Source organism: Nocardia niigatensis NBRC 100131 (assembly GCF_000308655.1).
Classification (GTDB): Bacteria; Actinomycetota; Actinomycetes; order Mycobacteriales; family Mycobacteriaceae; genus Nocardia; species Nocardia niigatensis.
Map to the genome: position 1 here is coordinate 29481 of NZ_BAGC01000035.1, position 16162 is coordinate 45642.

The following is a 16162-nucleotide window of genomic DNA, read 5'->3' on the forward strand; positions in this document are numbered from 1 at the left end:
ACGGCTAACCTCGGCCGAACATACGGCGATCCGCCGAGAAACTGCCTGTCGCAAACGTGTCGCGATCGGTGTGTCCGCGCCGCCGGTGTTCCAGCAGCCCCCCGAAAATGTCTGGTATGCAATGCATTACCTAATTTCGGTGAGCCTCTCTTTGCTGGCGGGAAAACCTCTGAACCATTACGGTTCCCCCCGTGAGGGACGATTTCGAAGGATCGGTGGCGGTCGCGCAGGCGACCGAACCGCATGTAGCGGGATTGGCGACACGCCTGAATTGGCTACGCGCCGGCGTATTGGGAGCCAATGACGGAATCGTCTCGGTGGCAGGCATTGTCGTCGGGGTCGCGGCGGCCACCAGCAACAGCACCGCGATCATGACCGCGGGTGTCGCCGGGCTCGCGGCCGGCGCGGTCTCGATGGCCTTGGGCGAGTACGTTTCCGTGAGCACGCAGCGCGACAGCGAGCGCGCCCTGCTGGAAATCGAGCGCCGCGAACTGGCCGAACAGCCGGAGGCCGAGCTGGCCGAGCTCGCGGCCATCTATCGCGCGAAGGGTCTCTCTCCGGCCACGGCTCAGGCTGTGGCGGAGGAGCTCACGGCCCGGGACGCGTTCACCGCACACGCGGAAGCCGAACTCGGCATCGATCCGGACGGGCTGACCAACCCGCTGCACGCCGCGCTCTCCTCGGCGCTGTCGTTCACACTGGGCGCCCTGCTGCCGCTGCTGGCGATCCTGACTCCACATGCCATCCGGGTGCCGCTCACCATGGCCGCGGTGCTGGCCGCACTGGCCTTGACCGGGGCCACCGGCGCCCGCCTCGGGCAGGCGCCGGTGGCGCGGGCTACCGTGCGAGTCCTCGCGGGCGGTGCGCTCGCGATGATCACCACCTATGTGATCGGCCACCTGGTCGGCGTCGCGATCTGATCGGAAATCGTTGCGGCCGAGCAAGTCTCACCCGATGAGGGTGGTGTAATCGCCCGGTGGCCGCCGACCCCATCGCCAACAACGACCGTCTCCCCAACTGGGGGTTCCAGTAGTAATTGCGCGAAAAGGCAACGACAATGGCTTGACCAGCAGCGATGGCGAAAGTTTTCTTCGAAAGTGCGGGCGGATCTGCTGTGATCAGCTGTCTTGCAACAGCTTACGGACTCGACCCGAATACGTCAGCAAGGGGCAATAGTCGATCATGACGTCCATCGCTCGCATCCGATGCGAGATAAGCACGGTTCCGCATGACGGGGGTTCACTGGAACAGCAGGTCCGGCGAACTTCGTTGTCTTACGCGCGATTACTACCGGGACCCCTTTGAGGTAGACCCCAATGTGACGCACCCGTCGGCGATCAATTCTTCTGGCTGGCCGACTGCGCTGGGTGAGCGTCTCAAGGTGTGTCGGAAAGGGAGCCCGAGCAGTGGTCCCTGGCGACCGAGGTCACCGCCCTGCCGGTCTGGCCCTCGACCGGTTTCGGTGCTGAAGTCCTGTTGCTGTGAGGCTTTCGGCCCTGTGCAATGATCGGCGGCAGCGAGGACATTTACCAGTGGAGGCCGCCTGGCATCGATAGCGTCCGTTGGGTTGGGTTGGTGCAGGAACCAGGCGGTGGGGGTAAGCAGGCGCATTCGTCGAGACAGCGAGGTGGCGCGATGACGGAATTGGTGCGCTTCCGTTGGCCGATGGCGGCAGCGTGCTCGTCGAGGTGCCTGCGCAACGTTGCCAGCGCCGGGAGGATGAGCCGATGACCAGCCGTCCGTCTTTTGCCGCGCGATGTCCATATCCCGGTGCCGACCAGCATCGGAACCGGAGTCGAGGAGGCGATCACGCAGATCCTGACACACCGAGAACAGTTCGACCACGCGCACCGCGGCGGCGCATTCTCACTGTCGTCGCGAGCGCCCTGGCCTTGGTGGGCCTTGCCGCTCCGGCCGCCGCGCACACCCCGGTCCTGCTCGGCTCGGACGACACCGTCGACGCCCTCGACACGAGTCCACTCGCCCCTATCGGAACCGTCTCGTTCGCCTTCTACGGCCGAACCAGCGCGGTCGGCGACACACGCGCGGTCCGCATCCAACTCTCCGGAGGCGAGCCCTTCCATGCCCAGCTCCTCATTCCCGATCTGGCCCCCGAGAACGAGCTACCCGTCCCGCAATTGCCCCGACTGTCGATCCTCGGCCCCGACGGAGCCGTGACCACTCTCGATAACACCGCGCGCGCCCCCTTCTTCGAACCGTTCACCCAGACCTCGTACCTAACCCTCGCCGACACCGCCTCGGCCGCGCAGACCGGCACCTACACCCTCGTTGTCACCGGCTCCGCGCCGGCCCGGTTCGTGATTGCCACCGGCGACACCGAACAATTCGGCGCACCACTGGTCAACGCGACCGCCGCCACCCTCGCCGACGTTCAAACCTGGTACCGCACACCTCCCACCTCCGGCACCTAGATGTGGTGTCTCATGACGGTGGTTCCACGGCGTCGAGGTCGAGCATGAGTTGTTCGGGCCTGCTCGGTCCGATGTTGGGTGTGAAGGTTGCGGTGTCGGTAAGCCGGTAGGTGTGTAACGAAACTCGGGTGATCGGTGGTTTGTGTCCGATTCCGGCGTGTGGGCGGTCGTGGTTGTAGTGGTTGAGGAACTCAACCAGCGCCGCCCGGCGCGCCTGTTCGGAGTTGTAGGTGCGGATGTAGGCCCATTCACGGGCCAGGGTGGCATTGAACCGTTCGACCTTGCCGTTGGTACGTGGGGTGTAGGGCCGGGTTCGTTTGTGCACGGTCCCAGTCGATTCCAGTGGCGTACGGTCAGGAGGGAATGTTCTTGACGGACAGTCGCGGATCCCCATCGGGGCACCGTGTGAACCCGATGCCCGCGAAGTGTTCAGGTTCGTCGGCAAGCAGCGCAGCGAGCACGACGCCTGGCCGGCGAACCCCGACCAGAGCGGCATCCAGAACGGCCGGAGCGAGGCCGGGATAACGTTCGGCGAGTCCGTGGTCGACGTCTACCTGTGACACCAGCACGGCCCAGTCCGGCTCCTCAGGCGGCAGGACAGCCCGCACATGGTGCTGCACGTCCCACGAGCGGTCGTGGTGGAGAAGGAACACCGCGTTGCCCAGTTCGGCGAGATGTCTGTCGCCCTGGCACTCGGACCAGTCGACGGGGTTGACGCAGTTGTCGAATTCGATCAGGTGGAGTTTCGCGGAACCGAGCTGCTCGCTCGCCACCATCAGCCGCGCCGTGCAGTTCGTGAAACCGACCTCGGACTCCTCCGGCTCGAACAGCGGCAGGTCGAGGGCGACCTCGATGCGCGCGAAGCCGAGGTCTGCATCAGCGGGCATGGCGGTAACCTACCGCACGGCCCGCACTTCAGCTTGAGCAGCTCAGCCCTGACGGCGCCGCGACGGCGGAATCGGTCGAGGACGCCCCCCGCCACTACTGGTTCCTCGCGTGTGCCGCGGAATTGGTTCCGGCCTAAGAAGACTGACACTCGGCTCAGCGTCTTCGTTTCTTGAGCAGTTTCCCGAGGTTGACCGTCGCATCGGTGTTGCCTTCATCGGCGGCACGGCGGTACCAGGTTTCGGCCTCGTCGCGATCACCTCGGTTCTGGGACAGGACCCCAAGGCTGTTCATCGCATCGGTGTTGCCTTTGTCGGCGGCGCGGCGGTACCAGGTTTCGCCCGCCCGTGGTCCTACACCGCGACGTCGGGCAACGGCCGATGATCCTCGGGAGGGCAGGGCGGGTGTTGAGATAGCTGTAGACAGTGTCGCGGTGTACCCCGAATTCCTTGGCCAGCTTCGCTTTCGACTCACCGGCGGCGGCGCGGGCGCGCAGGGTGTGGGCCTGCTCGGTCGTGAGGGAGGGTTTGCGGCCCTTGTAGACGCCGCGGGCCTTGGCCTTGGCGATGCCCTCGCGCTGGCGCTCGAGGATCAGGGCGCGTTCGAATTCGGCGACCGCGCCCATCATGTTCAACAATCACCGGCGACGACACCCCGATGGCCAACCTAACTACCCCAAACCGACACTGGCGTCCCGTCGAAGTGAAACCGGAGAACTGGCGTCTCAGCTTGTGGTCATAATCTGCGGGACGGTGGCCGGCGGCACCGACCGACACAGCGAGGACGATATCCGCTACACCCGCCGCCGCTACCTCAACGCCGAAGCGGCACGGCGGATCGCGATCGAGATCGCCAACGCCACCTTCGCCGCCCGCAAACCCTCGATCTGGGGTGAGTCGTCGACCGCTATCGCCAGCGACTCAACGCATTTCGGGGCATACGACCAGAACATCTTCACCGAACACCACTCCCGCTACGGGCGTCGCGGCGTGCTCATCTACTGGAGCGTGGAGAAGAACGGATCGGTGGTCATCCACTCCCAGCTGCTCAACTGCTCGGCCTCGGAGGTTCATGCCATGGTCGAGGGCGCGATGCACCACGGCACCGACATGGAAGTGGAATCCTCCTATGTCGATACCCACGGCCAGTCCGAAATCGGATTCGGCGTAACCAAGCTCCTGGGATTCGATCTGCTGCCGCGGATCAAGCGCATCAACAAATGCAGGCTCTACCGGCCCGCTCCCGGGGAACCGGATCTGTGGCCGGGCCTGAAACCAGCCATGACTCGGCCCATCAGGTGGGAGTTGATCGCCCAGCAGTACGACCAGATGATGAAGTACGCCACCGCGATCCGCACCCGCACCGCCTCCACCGAGGCGATCCTGCGCCGATTCATGAAGGCCAACGCCGCCCACCCCACCTATCAGGCGATGATCGAACTCGGCCGGGTCCAGAAGACCATCTTCCTGTGTCGCTACCTGCGCAGTCGTGAACTTCAACGGGAGATCAACAGTGGTCTGAACGTGGTCGAGTCCTGGAACGGGGCCAACTCGGTCATCTACTACGGCAAGACCTCCGAGATCGCGTCCAACCGGCGCGATGAGCAGGAGATGAGCGTGTTGTGCCTGCGGATCTGCCAGGCCGCCCTCGTCTACGTCAACGTCCTGATGATCCAGGACATCCTTGCCGACCCCGAATGGGACGGCGTGCTCACCGCCGAGGACGAACGCGGCCTGACCCCGCTGTTCTGGTCTCATGTCCTGCCCTACGGCGAGGTCAAACTCAACATGAACTCCCGGCTCGCACTCGGCGGATAGGTAACCAGTACCAGAGATTTGATGGCCGTCCGGCGTCGTGGGCATGGTCGGCGAGAGCCCGACGCGGCGGTACCGCGCGGGACGGGCCCGGCCGTTATTGCTGCGTTGCCTGCCACAGCGCCAATGTCGCGCCGCCGGGTTCGTCGATCACGACCACCGACCCTGGCGGAAGGTCGATGCGGGGCTTGACGATTCGGGCGCCGAGCGCGACCGCCTGCTCGGCGGCGGCATCCACATCGGACACAGGCACGTACGGAATCCATTGCGGGCGACGCGAATCGTCGTCCGCGAGCGGGGTGAATCCACCCCAGAGACCGTCGCCATTGCCGAACATCGGGCCTGCGGGGGATTCGGTGATCGGCCAGCCGAACAGCTCGGAGTAGAAGCGTCGCGACGCATCGAGGTCAGTGGTCCGGACATCGTGGAAAACGAAAACTTGGGACATGCGTCCTGACTTTAGGTCGAGTGTCCCAACTTGGCAACGGGATGGGTAGATTGGGTCGCGTGACAGCGACGAGACCGGTGATCGAGGCCAACCGGCGCGGTAAGCGCGAGCAGATCATCGACGCGGCCAAACATGTCCTCGCACGCGATGGTTTGGCCGCATGCACAGCACGGTCGGTCGCGGAGGCGAGCCCCCTCAGCAAGAGCGCGGTGCACTACTACTTCGACGACATCCACCAGATTGTGGATCTCGCCATGGGTGAACATGTGGCCGCGATGGTGGTGGCGCTGCGTCGGGCCGTCGACGCCGAAACCGATCCGGCCGAAAAGGTCTGGGCCATGGTGGACGCCTACCTGAGGATGTTCGCCGAGCAACCCAACGCGGCCTTCTTATGGTTCGAGTACTGGATCGACAGCGGCCGACGGAGCTCCTCCGGAGCCGTCGGTGCCACCCTCGGCGATATGCACACGCTGCTGAGCGACGTCATCGCCCAACTGCCCGTGGAGGATTCCGCTGCGACGGCGCGCATGGTGTTGTCGTGGCTGCTGGGCACGGTTGTGCAACAGCAAGTACAGCCGGCCACGCCACCCGCCATCCGGAAAGAGCTGGACGCGATCCTCCGAAGCGCCACCACATAGCTCGACCGGGTGACCACCGACGGCCCGAACCTCGCACCAACAATCCGACACGTCGAACTGAACCCTGAAAAGGGTTCTGTCACTTGCCGAATACACACCGAGCCAGGACAAGGATGGGGCAGAACATGACTTCGACCAGGTACGACGGAGACAGCTGGGACTTGGCATCCAGCGTCGGCTCTACCGCCACCATGGCGGCCGTGGCCCGGGCGATCGCGACCCGCGCCGATGATGCGCTCATCGACGACCCGTTCGCCGAACCGCTCGTCCGGGCGGTCGGCATCGACCTGCTCACCCGGCTGGCGTCCGGTGACGCGGCTCCCGATGAGATGGTGGAGCAGATGTGGATCGACCTGGCCAAGGTGCGTACCGGTTCTACGACGAATTCTTCCGCGACGCTACGAACGCGGGCATCACACAGGTAGTGATCCTGGCCTCGGGGCTGGATTCGCGCGCATACCGGTTGTCCTGGCCGACCGGGACCGTGGTGTACGAGGTCGACCAGCCGCAGGTCATCGAATTCAAAACCTGCACGCTGGCCGATTTGGGCGCGGTACCGGCTGCCGACCGTCGAGTGGCCGCGGTCGATCTGCGTGACGATTGGCCCACTGCCCTGCGCCCCTCCGGGTTCGACCCCTCCTGCACGACCGCGTGGAGCGCTGAAGGGCTGCTGGGCTACCTGCCGCCCGAGGCAACAGGATCGCCTGCTGGACACCATCACTCACCTCAGCGCGCCCGGAAGCAGAGTGGCCACCGAGAGCAGGCCCAACCCGAAACAGGGCCAGGACGACAGGACGAAGGAACGCCTGCACCGCATCTCCGAAAACCTCCGCACGGACGATTTCGATCCCGGGATGGACAGGCTGCGATACTTCGGAGACCGCGACGAAGCCGCTCCCTACCTGACCGACCGCGGCTGGGCTCTGGACAGATTCAGCGTCCGAGACCTGCTGGCCGCCAACGACATCCCGCCACTGAAGGACGACGACCTGCGGATGGGCGACATGCTCTATGTCAGCGGCACCCTTGCCGAACCGGAAGCCTGACTTCTCACCTCACTCGCTCTCCGGGCCGCATCGTGCTCGCCTCGGTCCAGGTGGCGGTAGATCGTTTTGCGTGACACTCCAAAGGTTTCGGCAATCTAATGAGGGTGTACTTGCGTTTGCCGCGGGCGTCGAGCTCGTCGTACATCTCCCGCGCCTTGAGTACCCGCAGCTCGGTTAGCGCCGGTGGCCGGCCTCCCGATCGTCCACGGGCCCGGGCCGATTCCAGGCCCTCGAGAGTGCCCTCGCTGATCAAATCTGCGGTCATCTCGTCCATGGCGGCGATGCCGTGGAACAAGAACCGCCCGGCCGGAGTAGTGGTGTCGATGCCCTGTTTCAGCACGATCAAATCGATTCCACGCTCATCGAGCTGGGCGGCGAGCTCGGTCATGTGCCGCACCGAACGAAAAGGGCGCGACAGCCGCGTGATCACCAGTTCGTCACCGCGGCGCAGATGGTCGAAGCACTTGTCCCACTCCGGGCGGCGCGCCAGCTTGCCCGACGCCTTGTCCACCCAGATCCGTTCGCACCCGGCAGCGGTGAGCGCATCGATCTGGGAATCATCCTTCTGCCCGCGCGTGGACACCCGCGCGTACCCGAACCGGCCCATGCCCCGAACTGTCCCATAAAGGGCCGACACATCAGGTTCTGTCCCGTAGATATCGCACATGGGTTGTGTCCCGTTTTGAGAGCTCCGTGAACTGCGGGTTCTCGATCGCGGAACGGGTGGGCTGGGCGTGGGACAAATACGATCGTTTTCGACCCGCCGTGCGGGCGGATCAACGACCAGACGTCAGGCCATATCCGTTGTTTTTCGCGCGGTTACTACTGGAACCCCAACTGTCCATCCACAGCATCCGAACATACCCAGCACCGCACGGCCACGGCCCGAGCATTGCTTCGGGTGATCTTCAGCCCCTACCAGGGCAGCGGCCCATTGATGTCGAAGTAGCCGCCGGTCGGGCCGTCCGCGTCGATGAGGGCCATGCGCACGATGATCTCGGCCCCTTCCTGAACGGTCTGATGGCCGCTGAAGTTGTTCAGATCTGTCTTGGTGTACCCGGGCTCGACCGAGTTGATGCGCAGCCGCGGGAAAGCCTTGGCGTACTGGATGGTCAGCATGTTGACGACCGTCTTCGAAGCCGGATAGGCGACACCGGGATAGGCGTGGATGATGCTGCCGGGGGTGGCGACGCCTGTCAGCGAGGCCAGCCCGCTGCTGACATTCACGACCACCGGCGTCGCGGATTCCTGCAGGACCGGCAGGAACGCGTGCAGCACCCGCACGGTGCCGAAGACATTGGTCTCGAACGTCTCCCGCATGACGTCGGCCGTCAGGTGGGCCGCTCCGACCACGGTCCCATCGGCGCCCATCTCCGTCTGGATGCCGGCATTGTTGATCAGCACATCCAGTCCGCCCTCGGCCCGGATGGCCTCGACGGCGGCGGACACCGACCCCTCGTCGGTGATGTCGATCCGAATCGGCCGGGCCCCTATCTCTTTCGCCGCCCGCTCGCCCCGCTCTACGTCCCGGCTGCCCAGGTACACGGTGTGCCCGGCCGCGCGGAGCCGCCGCGCGGTCTCGAAGCCGATCCCTTTGTTCGCGCCGGTGACAAGAATTCTGCTCATGCCTCGAACCTAGAATTTGGAGCACACTCCAGGTCAACCCCGCATTTTGGAGTTCAGCCGTGGCCGGCCGGGGAATCCCGCGTCCGGGACGCAGTCGCCACTTCGATCGCCAGGAGGTAGCCGATTTCTAGTTCGGTATCCATTCGATCTCGGTGTGAGCCGTTTCGATGATCTGTCCCTTACGGTGAACTTCCTGTTCGGGCTGTGTTCACTGGCAAGGAATCGCACATGGACGCGAAGAAGGCTCATGGTTTGCCATCCACCGGTCAGATGTCGAGCAGGAGGACCGGTGTGCAGTGGCCGGGGGCGTGCTGTCAGTGATAGGGCTGATGTCGAGTTCGATGGCAGGTGCCCGAATTCGAAAGGGGTAGCGTCGTGACGATTCTTGATGCTGCTGTGGTCGCACAACAGCTTTCGGCTCCTGCCGAACCGCGAATGGACGATTATCAGGCCTGGCTCGCCGGGCGATCCGTCGCGCTCGATGTGTTCTTCACGCAGGACGCGCCGAGCGTGGCCGCGCTCGACGACCCCTGGACATTACGAGGACTGCAGGCCGCGGTTCGGGTGGCGCGAGAACGGATCACCGATCGCGCCGGTGTCCTCGACCCGGCCAACCGGGCGCTCATCGATCGATTCGGCCGGTTCGCCGGGGAAGTGTTCGTGCGCCAGTTCGCTGGATCGTGGTGCAACGTGCTCGACAACGCACCGCCCGATGTGCTGGTCTGGCCGATGGTCCGCTGCGGCGGCTACCTCACTCCCATCGCACCTCGCAGCGCGCTCGAGATAGCCATCGTGGAAGGCCGTCCCCGCGAACTGGCCGCGAGACCCGACGGCATTCTCACCGACCTGTACCACAGCGTGCAGACCAAGTACCGGGTTTGGATCGCCAACGGTCCGACGCCGTGAGTCGGACTGGACCCGACAGGAATCGGGCCCGCCGCGAATCTCGCGGCGGGCCCGATTCATTGGCCGATGCTCAGCGGGTGAAGCTCGAGGCGCTCTTGGCCAGGTCGAGCAGGGGCTGAGGGAAGATGCCGAGGACCAGGGTGGCCGCGGCGGTGAGGGCGATGACGGTGCTGGTCAGGGTCGGGTAGACAACGGTGGGCGGGGTGGCCGCCGGATCGGTGAAGAACATCAGGACGATCACGCGGATGTAGAAGAAGGCCGCGATGGCGCTGGAGATGACACCGACGATGACCAACGTGGCGGCGTCGCCGCCGGTGGCAGCCGCGAAGACGCCGAACTTGGCGATGAAGCCGCTGGTGAGCGGGATGCCGGCGAAGGACAGCAGGAACAGCGAGAAGATGGTGGCCAGCCAGGGCGAGCGGCGGCCCATGCCGGCCCAGGCGGGCAATGAGGTTGCCTCGTCGCCGTTTTCGTCGCGGACCAGGCTGACCGCGGCGAAGGCGCCGAGCGTGCCGAGGCCGTAGACGGCGAGGTAGAACAGCGTGGACGAGACACCGGCGGTAGTGGCGGCCACCAGTGCGGTGAGGATGAATCCGGCGTGTGCCACCGACGAGTACGCGAGCATCCGCTTCATGTCGGTCTGGGTGATGGCGAGGATCGCGCCGACGACCATGGTTGCGATGGCGACCGCCGCGAGCACCGGCCGCCAGTCGTTGCGCAGGTCGGGCACCGCCACGTACAGCACGCGCATCAGCGCGCCGACCGCCGAGATCTTGGTGGCGGCGGCCATGAACGCGGTGATCGAGGTCGGCGCGCCCTGGTAGACGTCGGGCACCCAGGACTGGAACGGGATCGCGCCGATCTTGAACAGCAGGCCCACCGCCAGCATCGCGACGCCGAGAAGGGCCAGGGTGTGCGAGTTTCCGCTGTCCCGGGTGACCGCTTCGGCGATGCCGCCCAGGCGGATGGTTCCGGCATAGCCGTACAGCAGCGCCATGCCGTAGAGGAAGAAGGCCGACGAGAACGCGCCCAGCAAAAAGTACTTCAGCGCGGCCTCCTGCGACAGCAGCCGGCGCCGCCTCGCCAAGCCGCACAGCAGGTACAGCGGCAGCGACAGCACTTCCAGCGCCACGAACATGGTGAGCAGGTCGTTCGACGCGGGGAACAGCATGAGACCGCCGAGCGCGAACAGGGTGAGGGGGAAGACCTCGGTGGTCGCGATTCCGGCTCGGGTGGCGGCGATTTCGTCGACGCTGCCGGGTGTGGACGCCGCCTGCGGGGTGAAGGCGTCGACTCCGGCGCGCGAGGCGGTCAGGCTCCAGGTGCCGGGCCCTTCGCGGCGCACCGGCATCCGGTCGGCGCGGCGCTCGGCGATGAACAGCAGTCCGAGGATGCCGACCACGAGGATGGTGCCCTGCAGGAACAGGGACACCCCGTCGATGGCGACGGCGCCCACGACGGCCGTCTCACGGACGTCGCGGAGTCCGATCACCGCGCCGAGCGCGACGGCCAGACCGCCCAGCCCGAGCACCAGCTGGATGCCGTATCGGGATCGCCTGGGCGCGAACGCTTCCACCAGCACGCCCGCGACGGCGACGGCGAACACGATCAGCATCGGCGACAGGTCCCGGTATTCGATGCTCGGTGCCGGGACTGTCGCGGCGAGCAGCAGACCTCCGCTCATTTGTGGGCACCTCCGGTGGTCGTCTGGGCGGCTTCCGGCTGCACGGCCGGCGCCGGGTTGTGCTGTCCGATGGTGGAGAGGGTCTTGGCGACGGCCGGATCGATCCGGTCCAGCGCCGGCTTCGGGTACGCGCCCAGGAACAGCAGGGCGAGGATGAGCGGGACCACGACGACCATTTCGCGGGGGAGCAGGTCGTAGAGCCGCTCGTTGCCCTCCTTCACCGGGCCGGTCATCATGCGCTGGTACATCCACAGCACGTACAGCGCGGCCAGCACCAGCGCGGAGGCTGCGAGCACGGCCGCCACCGGGTACCGGGTGAATGTGCCGATGAGGACCAGGAATTCGCTGATGAACGGTGCCAGGCCGGGCAGCGAGAGGGTGGCCAGGCCCGAGATGAGGAAGGTGCCCGCCAGGATGGGCGCGACCTTCTGGACGCCGCCGAACGCGGCGATGAGCCGGGATCCGCGGCGCGACACCAGGAATCCGGCGATCAGGAACAGCGCCGCGGTGGAGATGCCGTGGTTGACCATGTACAGCGTGGCGCCGGTGCCGCCCTGGGTGGTGAGCGCGAAGATGCCGAGGATGATGAACCCGAAGTGCGAGATCGAGGTGTAGGCGATCAGTCGCATGACGTCGGTCTGGCCGATGGCCAGCAGCGCGCCGTAGATGATGCCGATGACCGCGAGCACGCTGATCAGCGGCGCGTAGGTCGACGTGGCCGTGGGGAACAGCAGCAGGCAGTAGCGCAGCATGCCGAAGGTGCCGACCTTGTCGACCACCGCCATCATGAGCACCGCGCTGGCCGGTGTCGCCGATACCGCGGCGTCGGGCAGCCAGGTGTGCAGCGGCCACAGCGGGGCCTTCACCGCGAAGGCGAACATGAAGCCCAGGAACAGTGCGTTCAGGACCGCCGGGGTCGCGCCGAGATGGCCGGAGTTGGCCGCCTCCATGACCGCCCGGAAGTCGAAGGTGCCGCCGCCGTTGCTGCCGAGCTTGTCGCGGGCGGTGATGACGTAGAGCCCGATTACCGCGGCCAGCATGATGAGCCCGCCGAACAGGTTGTACAGCAGGAACTTCACCGCGGCCCGCGATCGCTGCTGTCGTACCGTGACGTCCCCGGTCCGCGGCCCGAAGCCGCCGATGAGGAAGTACATCGGGATGAGCATGACCTCGAAGAACACGTAGAACAGCAGAATGTCCAACGCGGTGAACGAGACCAGCACCATGGATTCGACGACGAGGGTGAGCGCCACGTAGTAGTGCGTGACCCGGGGGCCGGTGCCGACCTCGCGTTCGTCCTGCCAGCCGGCGAGCAGCAGCAGCGGCACCAGCCCGGCGGTCAGCAGGACCAGGACGAGTGCGATGCCGTCCAGGCCGAGGGTGTAGCCCGCCCCGAAGGCCGGGATCCACTTCTGGTTCTCGACGAACTGGTATTGCTCGCCACCGGTTTCGAACTGGGTGGCCAGCCAGATGGCGATGCCGAGGGTGCCGAGCGAGACCAGCAGCGCGAAGATCCGCACCCCGGTCCGCCGGCCCGCCGGAAACAGCAGTGCGAGTGCGGCTCCCGCGAGGGGAACCGCCCACAACGTGGTGAGCCACGGGAATTCGCGCGCGGCGCCCAACGAGGAACTAGCCAGGTCGTTCACAGGAACCTCACCGCCAGCAGGGCGGCGACCACCAGGGCCGCGCCGGTGAACATGGACAGGGCGTAGGAGCGCACGAAACCGGTTTGCACCCGCCGGATCCGGGCCGACAGACCACCGATGACGGCCGCAGTGGTGTTGACCAGGCCGTCGATGCCTCGGTTGTCGACGAAAACCAGCGAGCGGGTCAGGTGCCGACCGGGGCGCATGAACGCGGCCTCGTTGGCGGCGTCGCCGTAGAGGTCACGGCGGGCGGCCTCGACGAGGGGGCCTGCGGCGGGCGCGGTTTCGGGGATCTCGGCGCGGGCGTACTGGTCGTAGGCCACCCAGATGCCGGCAGCGACGACGGCCAGCGCGAAGAAGGTGATCGCCCAGGACGGGATGAACGGCTCGCCGTGGTGCTCGCCGACCACCGGGGCCAGCCAGTTGGTGAGCGAGGAGCCGTAGGCGAACAGCATGCCGGAGAACACCGAGCCGAACGCCAGCAGGATCATCGGACCGGTCATGGAGACGGGCGCCTCGTGCGGGTGCACGCCCGCACGCCAGCGGCGTTCGCCGAAGAACGTGAGGATCATGACCCGGGTCATGTAGAAGGCGGTGATGCCCGCGCCGCACAGGGCGGCGAGACCGGTGATGATGCCGCCGAATCCGCCGTGCGCGAAGGCCGCCTCGATGATCCGGTCCTTGGACCAGAAGCCCGCGAACGGCGGAACACCCAGGATGGCAAGGTATCCCAGTCCGAAGGTGGCGTAGGTGACCGGGAGCAGCTTGCGCAGTCCGCCGTAGCGCCGCATGTCGGTCTCGTCGTTCATCGCGTGCATGACCGAGCCCGCGCCGAGGAACAGTCCGGCTTTGAAGAAGCCGTGGGTGAGCAGGTGCATGATGGCCGCCGCATAGCCGACCGGGCCGAGGCCGGCGGCGAGGACCATGTAGCCGATCTGGCTCATGGTCGAGGCGGCGAGGGCCTTCTTGATGTCGTCCTTGGCGCAGCCGATGATGGCGCCGAACAGCAAAGTGATTGCGCCGACGGCCATTACGGCGGCCTGCGCGCCGGGGGCCAGATCGAAGATCGGGTTGGACCGTGCGATCAGGTAGACACCGGCGGTGACCATGGTGGCCGCGTGGATGAGCGCCGACACGGGAGTCGGGCCCTCCATCGCGTCCCCGAGCCAGGACTGCAGCGGCACCTGCGCAGATTTACCGCAGGCTCCGAGGAGCAGCAGCAGCCCGATGGCCGTGAGGATTCCGGTGCTCGCCTGGTCGGCGGCCCCGAACACGGCCCGGAAGTCGACGGTGCCGAAGGTCGCGAACATGATCATGAGCGCGATGGCCAGACCCATGTCGCCGACCCGGTTGACGACGAACGCCTTCTTGGCCGCCGTTGCGGCGGAGGGCTTCTCGTACCAGAACCCGATGAGCAGGTAGGACGCCAGGCCGACGCCTTCCCAGCCCAGGTAGAGCACCAGATAGTTGTCGGCGAGGACGAGCACCAGCATGGCGGCCAGGAACAGGTTGAGGTAGGCGAAGAATCGCCGTCGTCCCGGATCGTGGGCCATGTAGCCGACCGAGTAGAGGTGGATCAGCGAGCCGACGCCGGTGATCAGCAGTGCGAAGCACATCGACAGCTGATCGAGTTGCAGCGCGAAGTCCACCTTCAGTCCGGTCACCGGCAGCCACTCGAACAGGCTGTAGTGCACGGCCCGCCGGGCATCGGTCCGGTCCAGCATGTCGCTGAACGCCCAGGCCGCCACCCCGAACGAGGCCAGCGCCAACAGAGTGCCGAGAAGGTGGCCCCAGGCGTCGCTGATCTTGCCGAGCAGCAGCAGGCTCACGGCGCCGGCGAGGGGGAGCGCCGGCAGCAGCCACAGCATCATCTGTGCGGTATCCATGTCAGTACCGCAGCAGGTTCGCGTCGTCGACCGAGGTCGAGCGGCGGGCACGGAAGATGCTCATGATGATGGCCAGGCCGACCACGACCTCGGCCGCGGCCACCACCATGGTGAAGAAGGCGAACACCTGGCCGTCGAGGTTGCCGTGGGTGCGGGCGAAGGTGACGAAGGCCAGGTTCACCGCGTTGAGCATGAGCTCGATGCACATGAACACCACAATGGCGTTGCGGCGCAACAGGACTCCGGCCGCGCCGATGGTGAAGAGCAGCGCCGAGAGATACAGATAGTTGTCCGGATTCACCGCAAGCCTTCCTCGTGGGAGTCGTTGCCGTTCTTGCCGTGCGCGTCGGCGCCGTTGTGGCCGTCGCCATTGCCGTTGCCATTGCCGACGGTGAGCACCACGGCTTCGGTGTGGGCGCGATTGCGCCGATGCCGCAGGATGGTGCTGACCGACAGCTCCTCGAAGGAGCCGTCCGGCAGTCGTGCGGGGGCGTCGACGGCGTTGTGGCGGGCGTACACGCCGGGGGTGGGCAGCGGCGTGACCCGGGTGCCCTGCCGGAACCGTTGCTTGGACAGCGTGCGCTGGTCGGTCGGCGGCCCGAATCGTTCGCGGTGCGCGAGCACCATGGCGCCCATGGTGGCGGTGATGAGCAGCGCGCCGGTCAGTTCGAACGCCCACACGTAGCGCACGAAGATGAGTTCGGCCAGCGCCCCGATGGAGTAGTTGCCGCCCAGCCCGGGCCCGGTCTCGGCGACGCTCTTGCCGGACATGCCGTGCGCGATGCCGCCGATGAGCAGCATGCCGAACCCGATGCCCACCACGATGACCGCGAGCCGCTGCCCGCGCAGCGTTTCCCGCAGAGACTCCGCGGAATCCACGCCGACGAGCATGATCACGAACAGGAACAGCATCATCACCGCGCCGGTGTACACCACGATCTGCACGATGCCCAGGAACAGCGCGCTCTGGGCGATGTAGAACGCGGACAGCGTGATCATGGTAGCGGCCAGGCACAGTGCCGAGTGCACGGCCTTGCGCGCGCAGACCATGCCGAGCGCACCCAGCACCGCGACCACGGCGAGGATCCAGAACTGAACCGCCTCACCGGTGGAGGTGTGGGTGACGATCTGCTGGGCGGGCTGGGACATGT

At 66.2% G+C, this 16162-nt stretch carries 14 protein-coding genes and 3 pseudogenes; 6 read left to right on the forward strand and 11 right to left on the reverse strand.

The window, feature by feature from the left end:
• Window positions 1-191 precede the first annotated feature (191 nt).
• Window positions 192-920, forward strand: a complete 729-nt coding sequence (locus ON33_RS09690; RefSeq protein ID WP_051151847.1) for a VIT1/CCC1 transporter family protein — start codon at window positions 192-194, stop codon at window positions 918-920.
• Between the two features lie 972 nt (window positions 921-1892).
• Entirely contained in the window at window positions 1893-2432 is a 540-nt protein-coding gene (locus tag ON33_RS09695) for a hypothetical protein (RefSeq protein ID WP_051151848.1), read from the forward strand.
• Between the two features lie 121 nt (window positions 2433-2553).
• On the opposite strand, the pseudogene ON33_RS43220 reads toward ON33_RS09695, so the two are convergent.
• The 3 genes and pseudogenes from ON33_RS43220 to ON33_RS43225 form a co-directional block, all read right to left on the reverse strand.
• Window positions 2554-2754: pseudogene (locus ON33_RS43220) on the reverse strand (integrase core domain-containing protein); the annotation flags it as partial.
• A gap of 31 nt (window positions 2755-2785) precedes the next feature.
• Complete coding sequence (locus ON33_RS41060) at window positions 2786-3319, reverse strand: hypothetical protein (RefSeq protein ID WP_040857622.1); 534 nt, start codon at window positions 3317-3319, stop codon at window positions 2786-2788.
• A 410-nt stretch (window positions 3320-3729) separates the two neighbouring features.
• Window positions 3730-3954 (reverse strand): annotated as a pseudogene (locus ON33_RS43225) (helix-turn-helix domain-containing protein); the annotation flags it as partial.
• Between the two features lie 115 nt (window positions 3955-4069).
• On the opposite strand from ON33_RS43225, the gene ON33_RS09715 reads away from it, so the two are divergent.
• On the forward strand, window positions 4070-5134 hold the full coding sequence (locus tag ON33_RS09715; RefSeq protein ID WP_051151895.1) for a Tn3 family transposase: 1065 nt from the start codon (window positions 4070-4072) through the stop codon (window positions 5132-5134).
• Between the two features lie 94 nt (window positions 5135-5228).
• Here the strand turns inward: ON33_RS09715 and ON33_RS09720 are convergent, their stop codons facing one another.
• Window positions 5229-5579, reverse strand: a complete 351-nt coding sequence (locus tag ON33_RS09720) for a VOC family protein (protein WP_040857623.1) — start codon at window positions 5577-5579, stop codon at window positions 5229-5231.
• 59 nt (window positions 5580-5638) lie between these two features.
• Here ON33_RS09720 and ON33_RS09725 point away from each other — a divergent pair, with 59 nt between their 5' ends.
• Both ON33_RS09725 and ON33_RS09730 read left to right on the forward strand, forming a co-directional pair.
• A complete protein-coding gene (locus tag ON33_RS09725) occupies window positions 5639-6217 on the forward strand; it encodes a TetR/AcrR family transcriptional regulator (protein WP_040858029.1) in 579 nt (192 codons plus the stop codon).
• Between the two features lie 125 nt (window positions 6218-6342).
• Window positions 6343-7263, forward strand: a pseudogene (locus ON33_RS09730) (SAM-dependent methyltransferase).
• A 4-nt stretch (window positions 7264-7267) separates the two neighbouring features.
• Here ON33_RS09730 and ON33_RS09735 read toward each other — a convergent pair.
• Both ON33_RS09735 and ON33_RS09740 read right to left on the reverse strand, forming a co-directional pair.
• Window positions 7268-7870 carry a recombinase family protein gene (locus ON33_RS09735; RefSeq protein ID WP_063710966.1) on the reverse strand — a complete coding sequence of 201 codons (603 nt, stop codon included), beginning with the start codon at window positions 7868-7870 and terminating at the stop codon, window positions 7268-7270.
• A gap of 308 nt (window positions 7871-8178) precedes the next feature.
• Complete coding sequence (locus tag ON33_RS09740; protein WP_040857625.1) at window positions 8179-8889, reverse strand: SDR family NAD(P)-dependent oxidoreductase; 711 nt, start codon at window positions 8887-8889, stop codon at window positions 8179-8181.
• Between the two features lie 375 nt (window positions 8890-9264).
• Here ON33_RS09740 and ON33_RS09745 point away from each other — a divergent pair, with 375 nt between their 5' ends.
• Complete coding sequence (locus tag ON33_RS09745) at window positions 9265-9795, forward strand: hypothetical protein (protein ID WP_157184463.1); 531 nt, start codon at window positions 9265-9267, stop codon at window positions 9793-9795.
• Window positions 9796-9865: 70 nt separating this feature from the next.
• Here the strand turns inward: ON33_RS09745 and nuoN are convergent, their stop codons facing one another.
• The 5 genes from nuoN to ON33_RS09770 are packed head-to-tail and all read right to left on the reverse strand — an operon-like array spanning window position 9866 to window position 16160.
• Window positions 9866-11479, reverse strand: a complete 1614-nt coding sequence (gene nuoN / locus ON33_RS09750; RefSeq protein WP_040857629.1) for an NADH-quinone oxidoreductase subunit NuoN — start codon at window positions 11477-11479, stop codon at window positions 9866-9868.
• Complete coding sequence (locus tag ON33_RS09755) at window positions 11476-13125, reverse strand: NADH-quinone oxidoreductase subunit M (RefSeq protein ID WP_245550454.1); 1650 nt, start codon at window positions 13123-13125, stop codon at window positions 11476-11478. The genes nuoN and ON33_RS09755 overlap by 4 nt, the downstream gene beginning before the upstream one ends.
• Window positions 13122-14993: an NADH-quinone oxidoreductase subunit L gene (gene nuoL / locus ON33_RS09760; protein ID WP_040858031.1), complete on the reverse strand. Its 1872-nt coding sequence runs from the start codon at window positions 14991-14993 to the stop codon at window positions 13122-13124. The genes ON33_RS09755 and nuoL overlap by 4 nt, the downstream gene beginning before the upstream one ends.
• A 19-nt stretch (window positions 14994-15012) precedes the next feature.
• A complete protein-coding gene (gene nuoK / locus ON33_RS09765; protein ID WP_040857632.1) occupies window positions 15013-15312 on the reverse strand; it encodes an NADH-quinone oxidoreductase subunit NuoK in 300 nt (99 codons plus the stop codon).
• The gene (locus tag ON33_RS09770; protein WP_051151896.1) at window positions 15309-16160 is read right to left on the reverse strand and encodes an NADH-quinone oxidoreductase subunit J; all 852 of its coding nucleotides are present in this window, start codon (window positions 16158-16160) and stop codon (window positions 15309-15311) included. Before ON33_RS09770 ends, nuoK begins: the two co-directional genes overlap by 4 nt.
• Window positions 16161-16162: the final 2 nt, after the last annotated feature.

Excerpts from the sequence above, each read along its gene's own strand:
- ON33_RS09770 (WP_051151896.1), bottom strand. The coding sequence starts at position 16,160 with ATGTCCCAGCCCGCCCAGCAGATCGTCACCCACACCTCCACCGGTGAG.
- ON33_RS09735 (WP_063710966.1), bottom strand. The coding sequence starts at position 7,870 with ATGGGCCGGTTCGGGTACGCGCGGGTGTCCACGCGCGGGCAGAAGGAT.
- ON33_RS09720 (WP_040857623.1), bottom strand. The coding sequence starts at position 5,579 with ATGTCCCAAGTTTTCGTTTTCCACGATGTCCGGACCACTGACCTCGAT.
- ON33_RS41060 (WP_040857622.1), bottom strand. The coding sequence starts at position 3,319 with ATGCCCGCTGATGCAGACCTCGGCTTCGCGCGCATCGAGGTCGCCCTC.
- nuoN (WP_040857629.1), bottom strand. The coding sequence starts at position 11,479 with ATGAGCGGAGGTCTGCTGCTCGCCGCGACAGTCCCGGCACCGAGCATC.
- ON33_RS09740 (WP_040857625.1), bottom strand. The coding sequence starts at position 8,889 with ATGAGCAGAATTCTTGTCACCGGCGCGAACAAAGGGATCGGCTTCGAG.
- nuoL (WP_040858031.1), bottom strand. The coding sequence starts at position 14,993 with ATGCTGTGGCTGCTGCCGGCGCTCCCCCTCGCCGGCGCCGTGAGCCTG.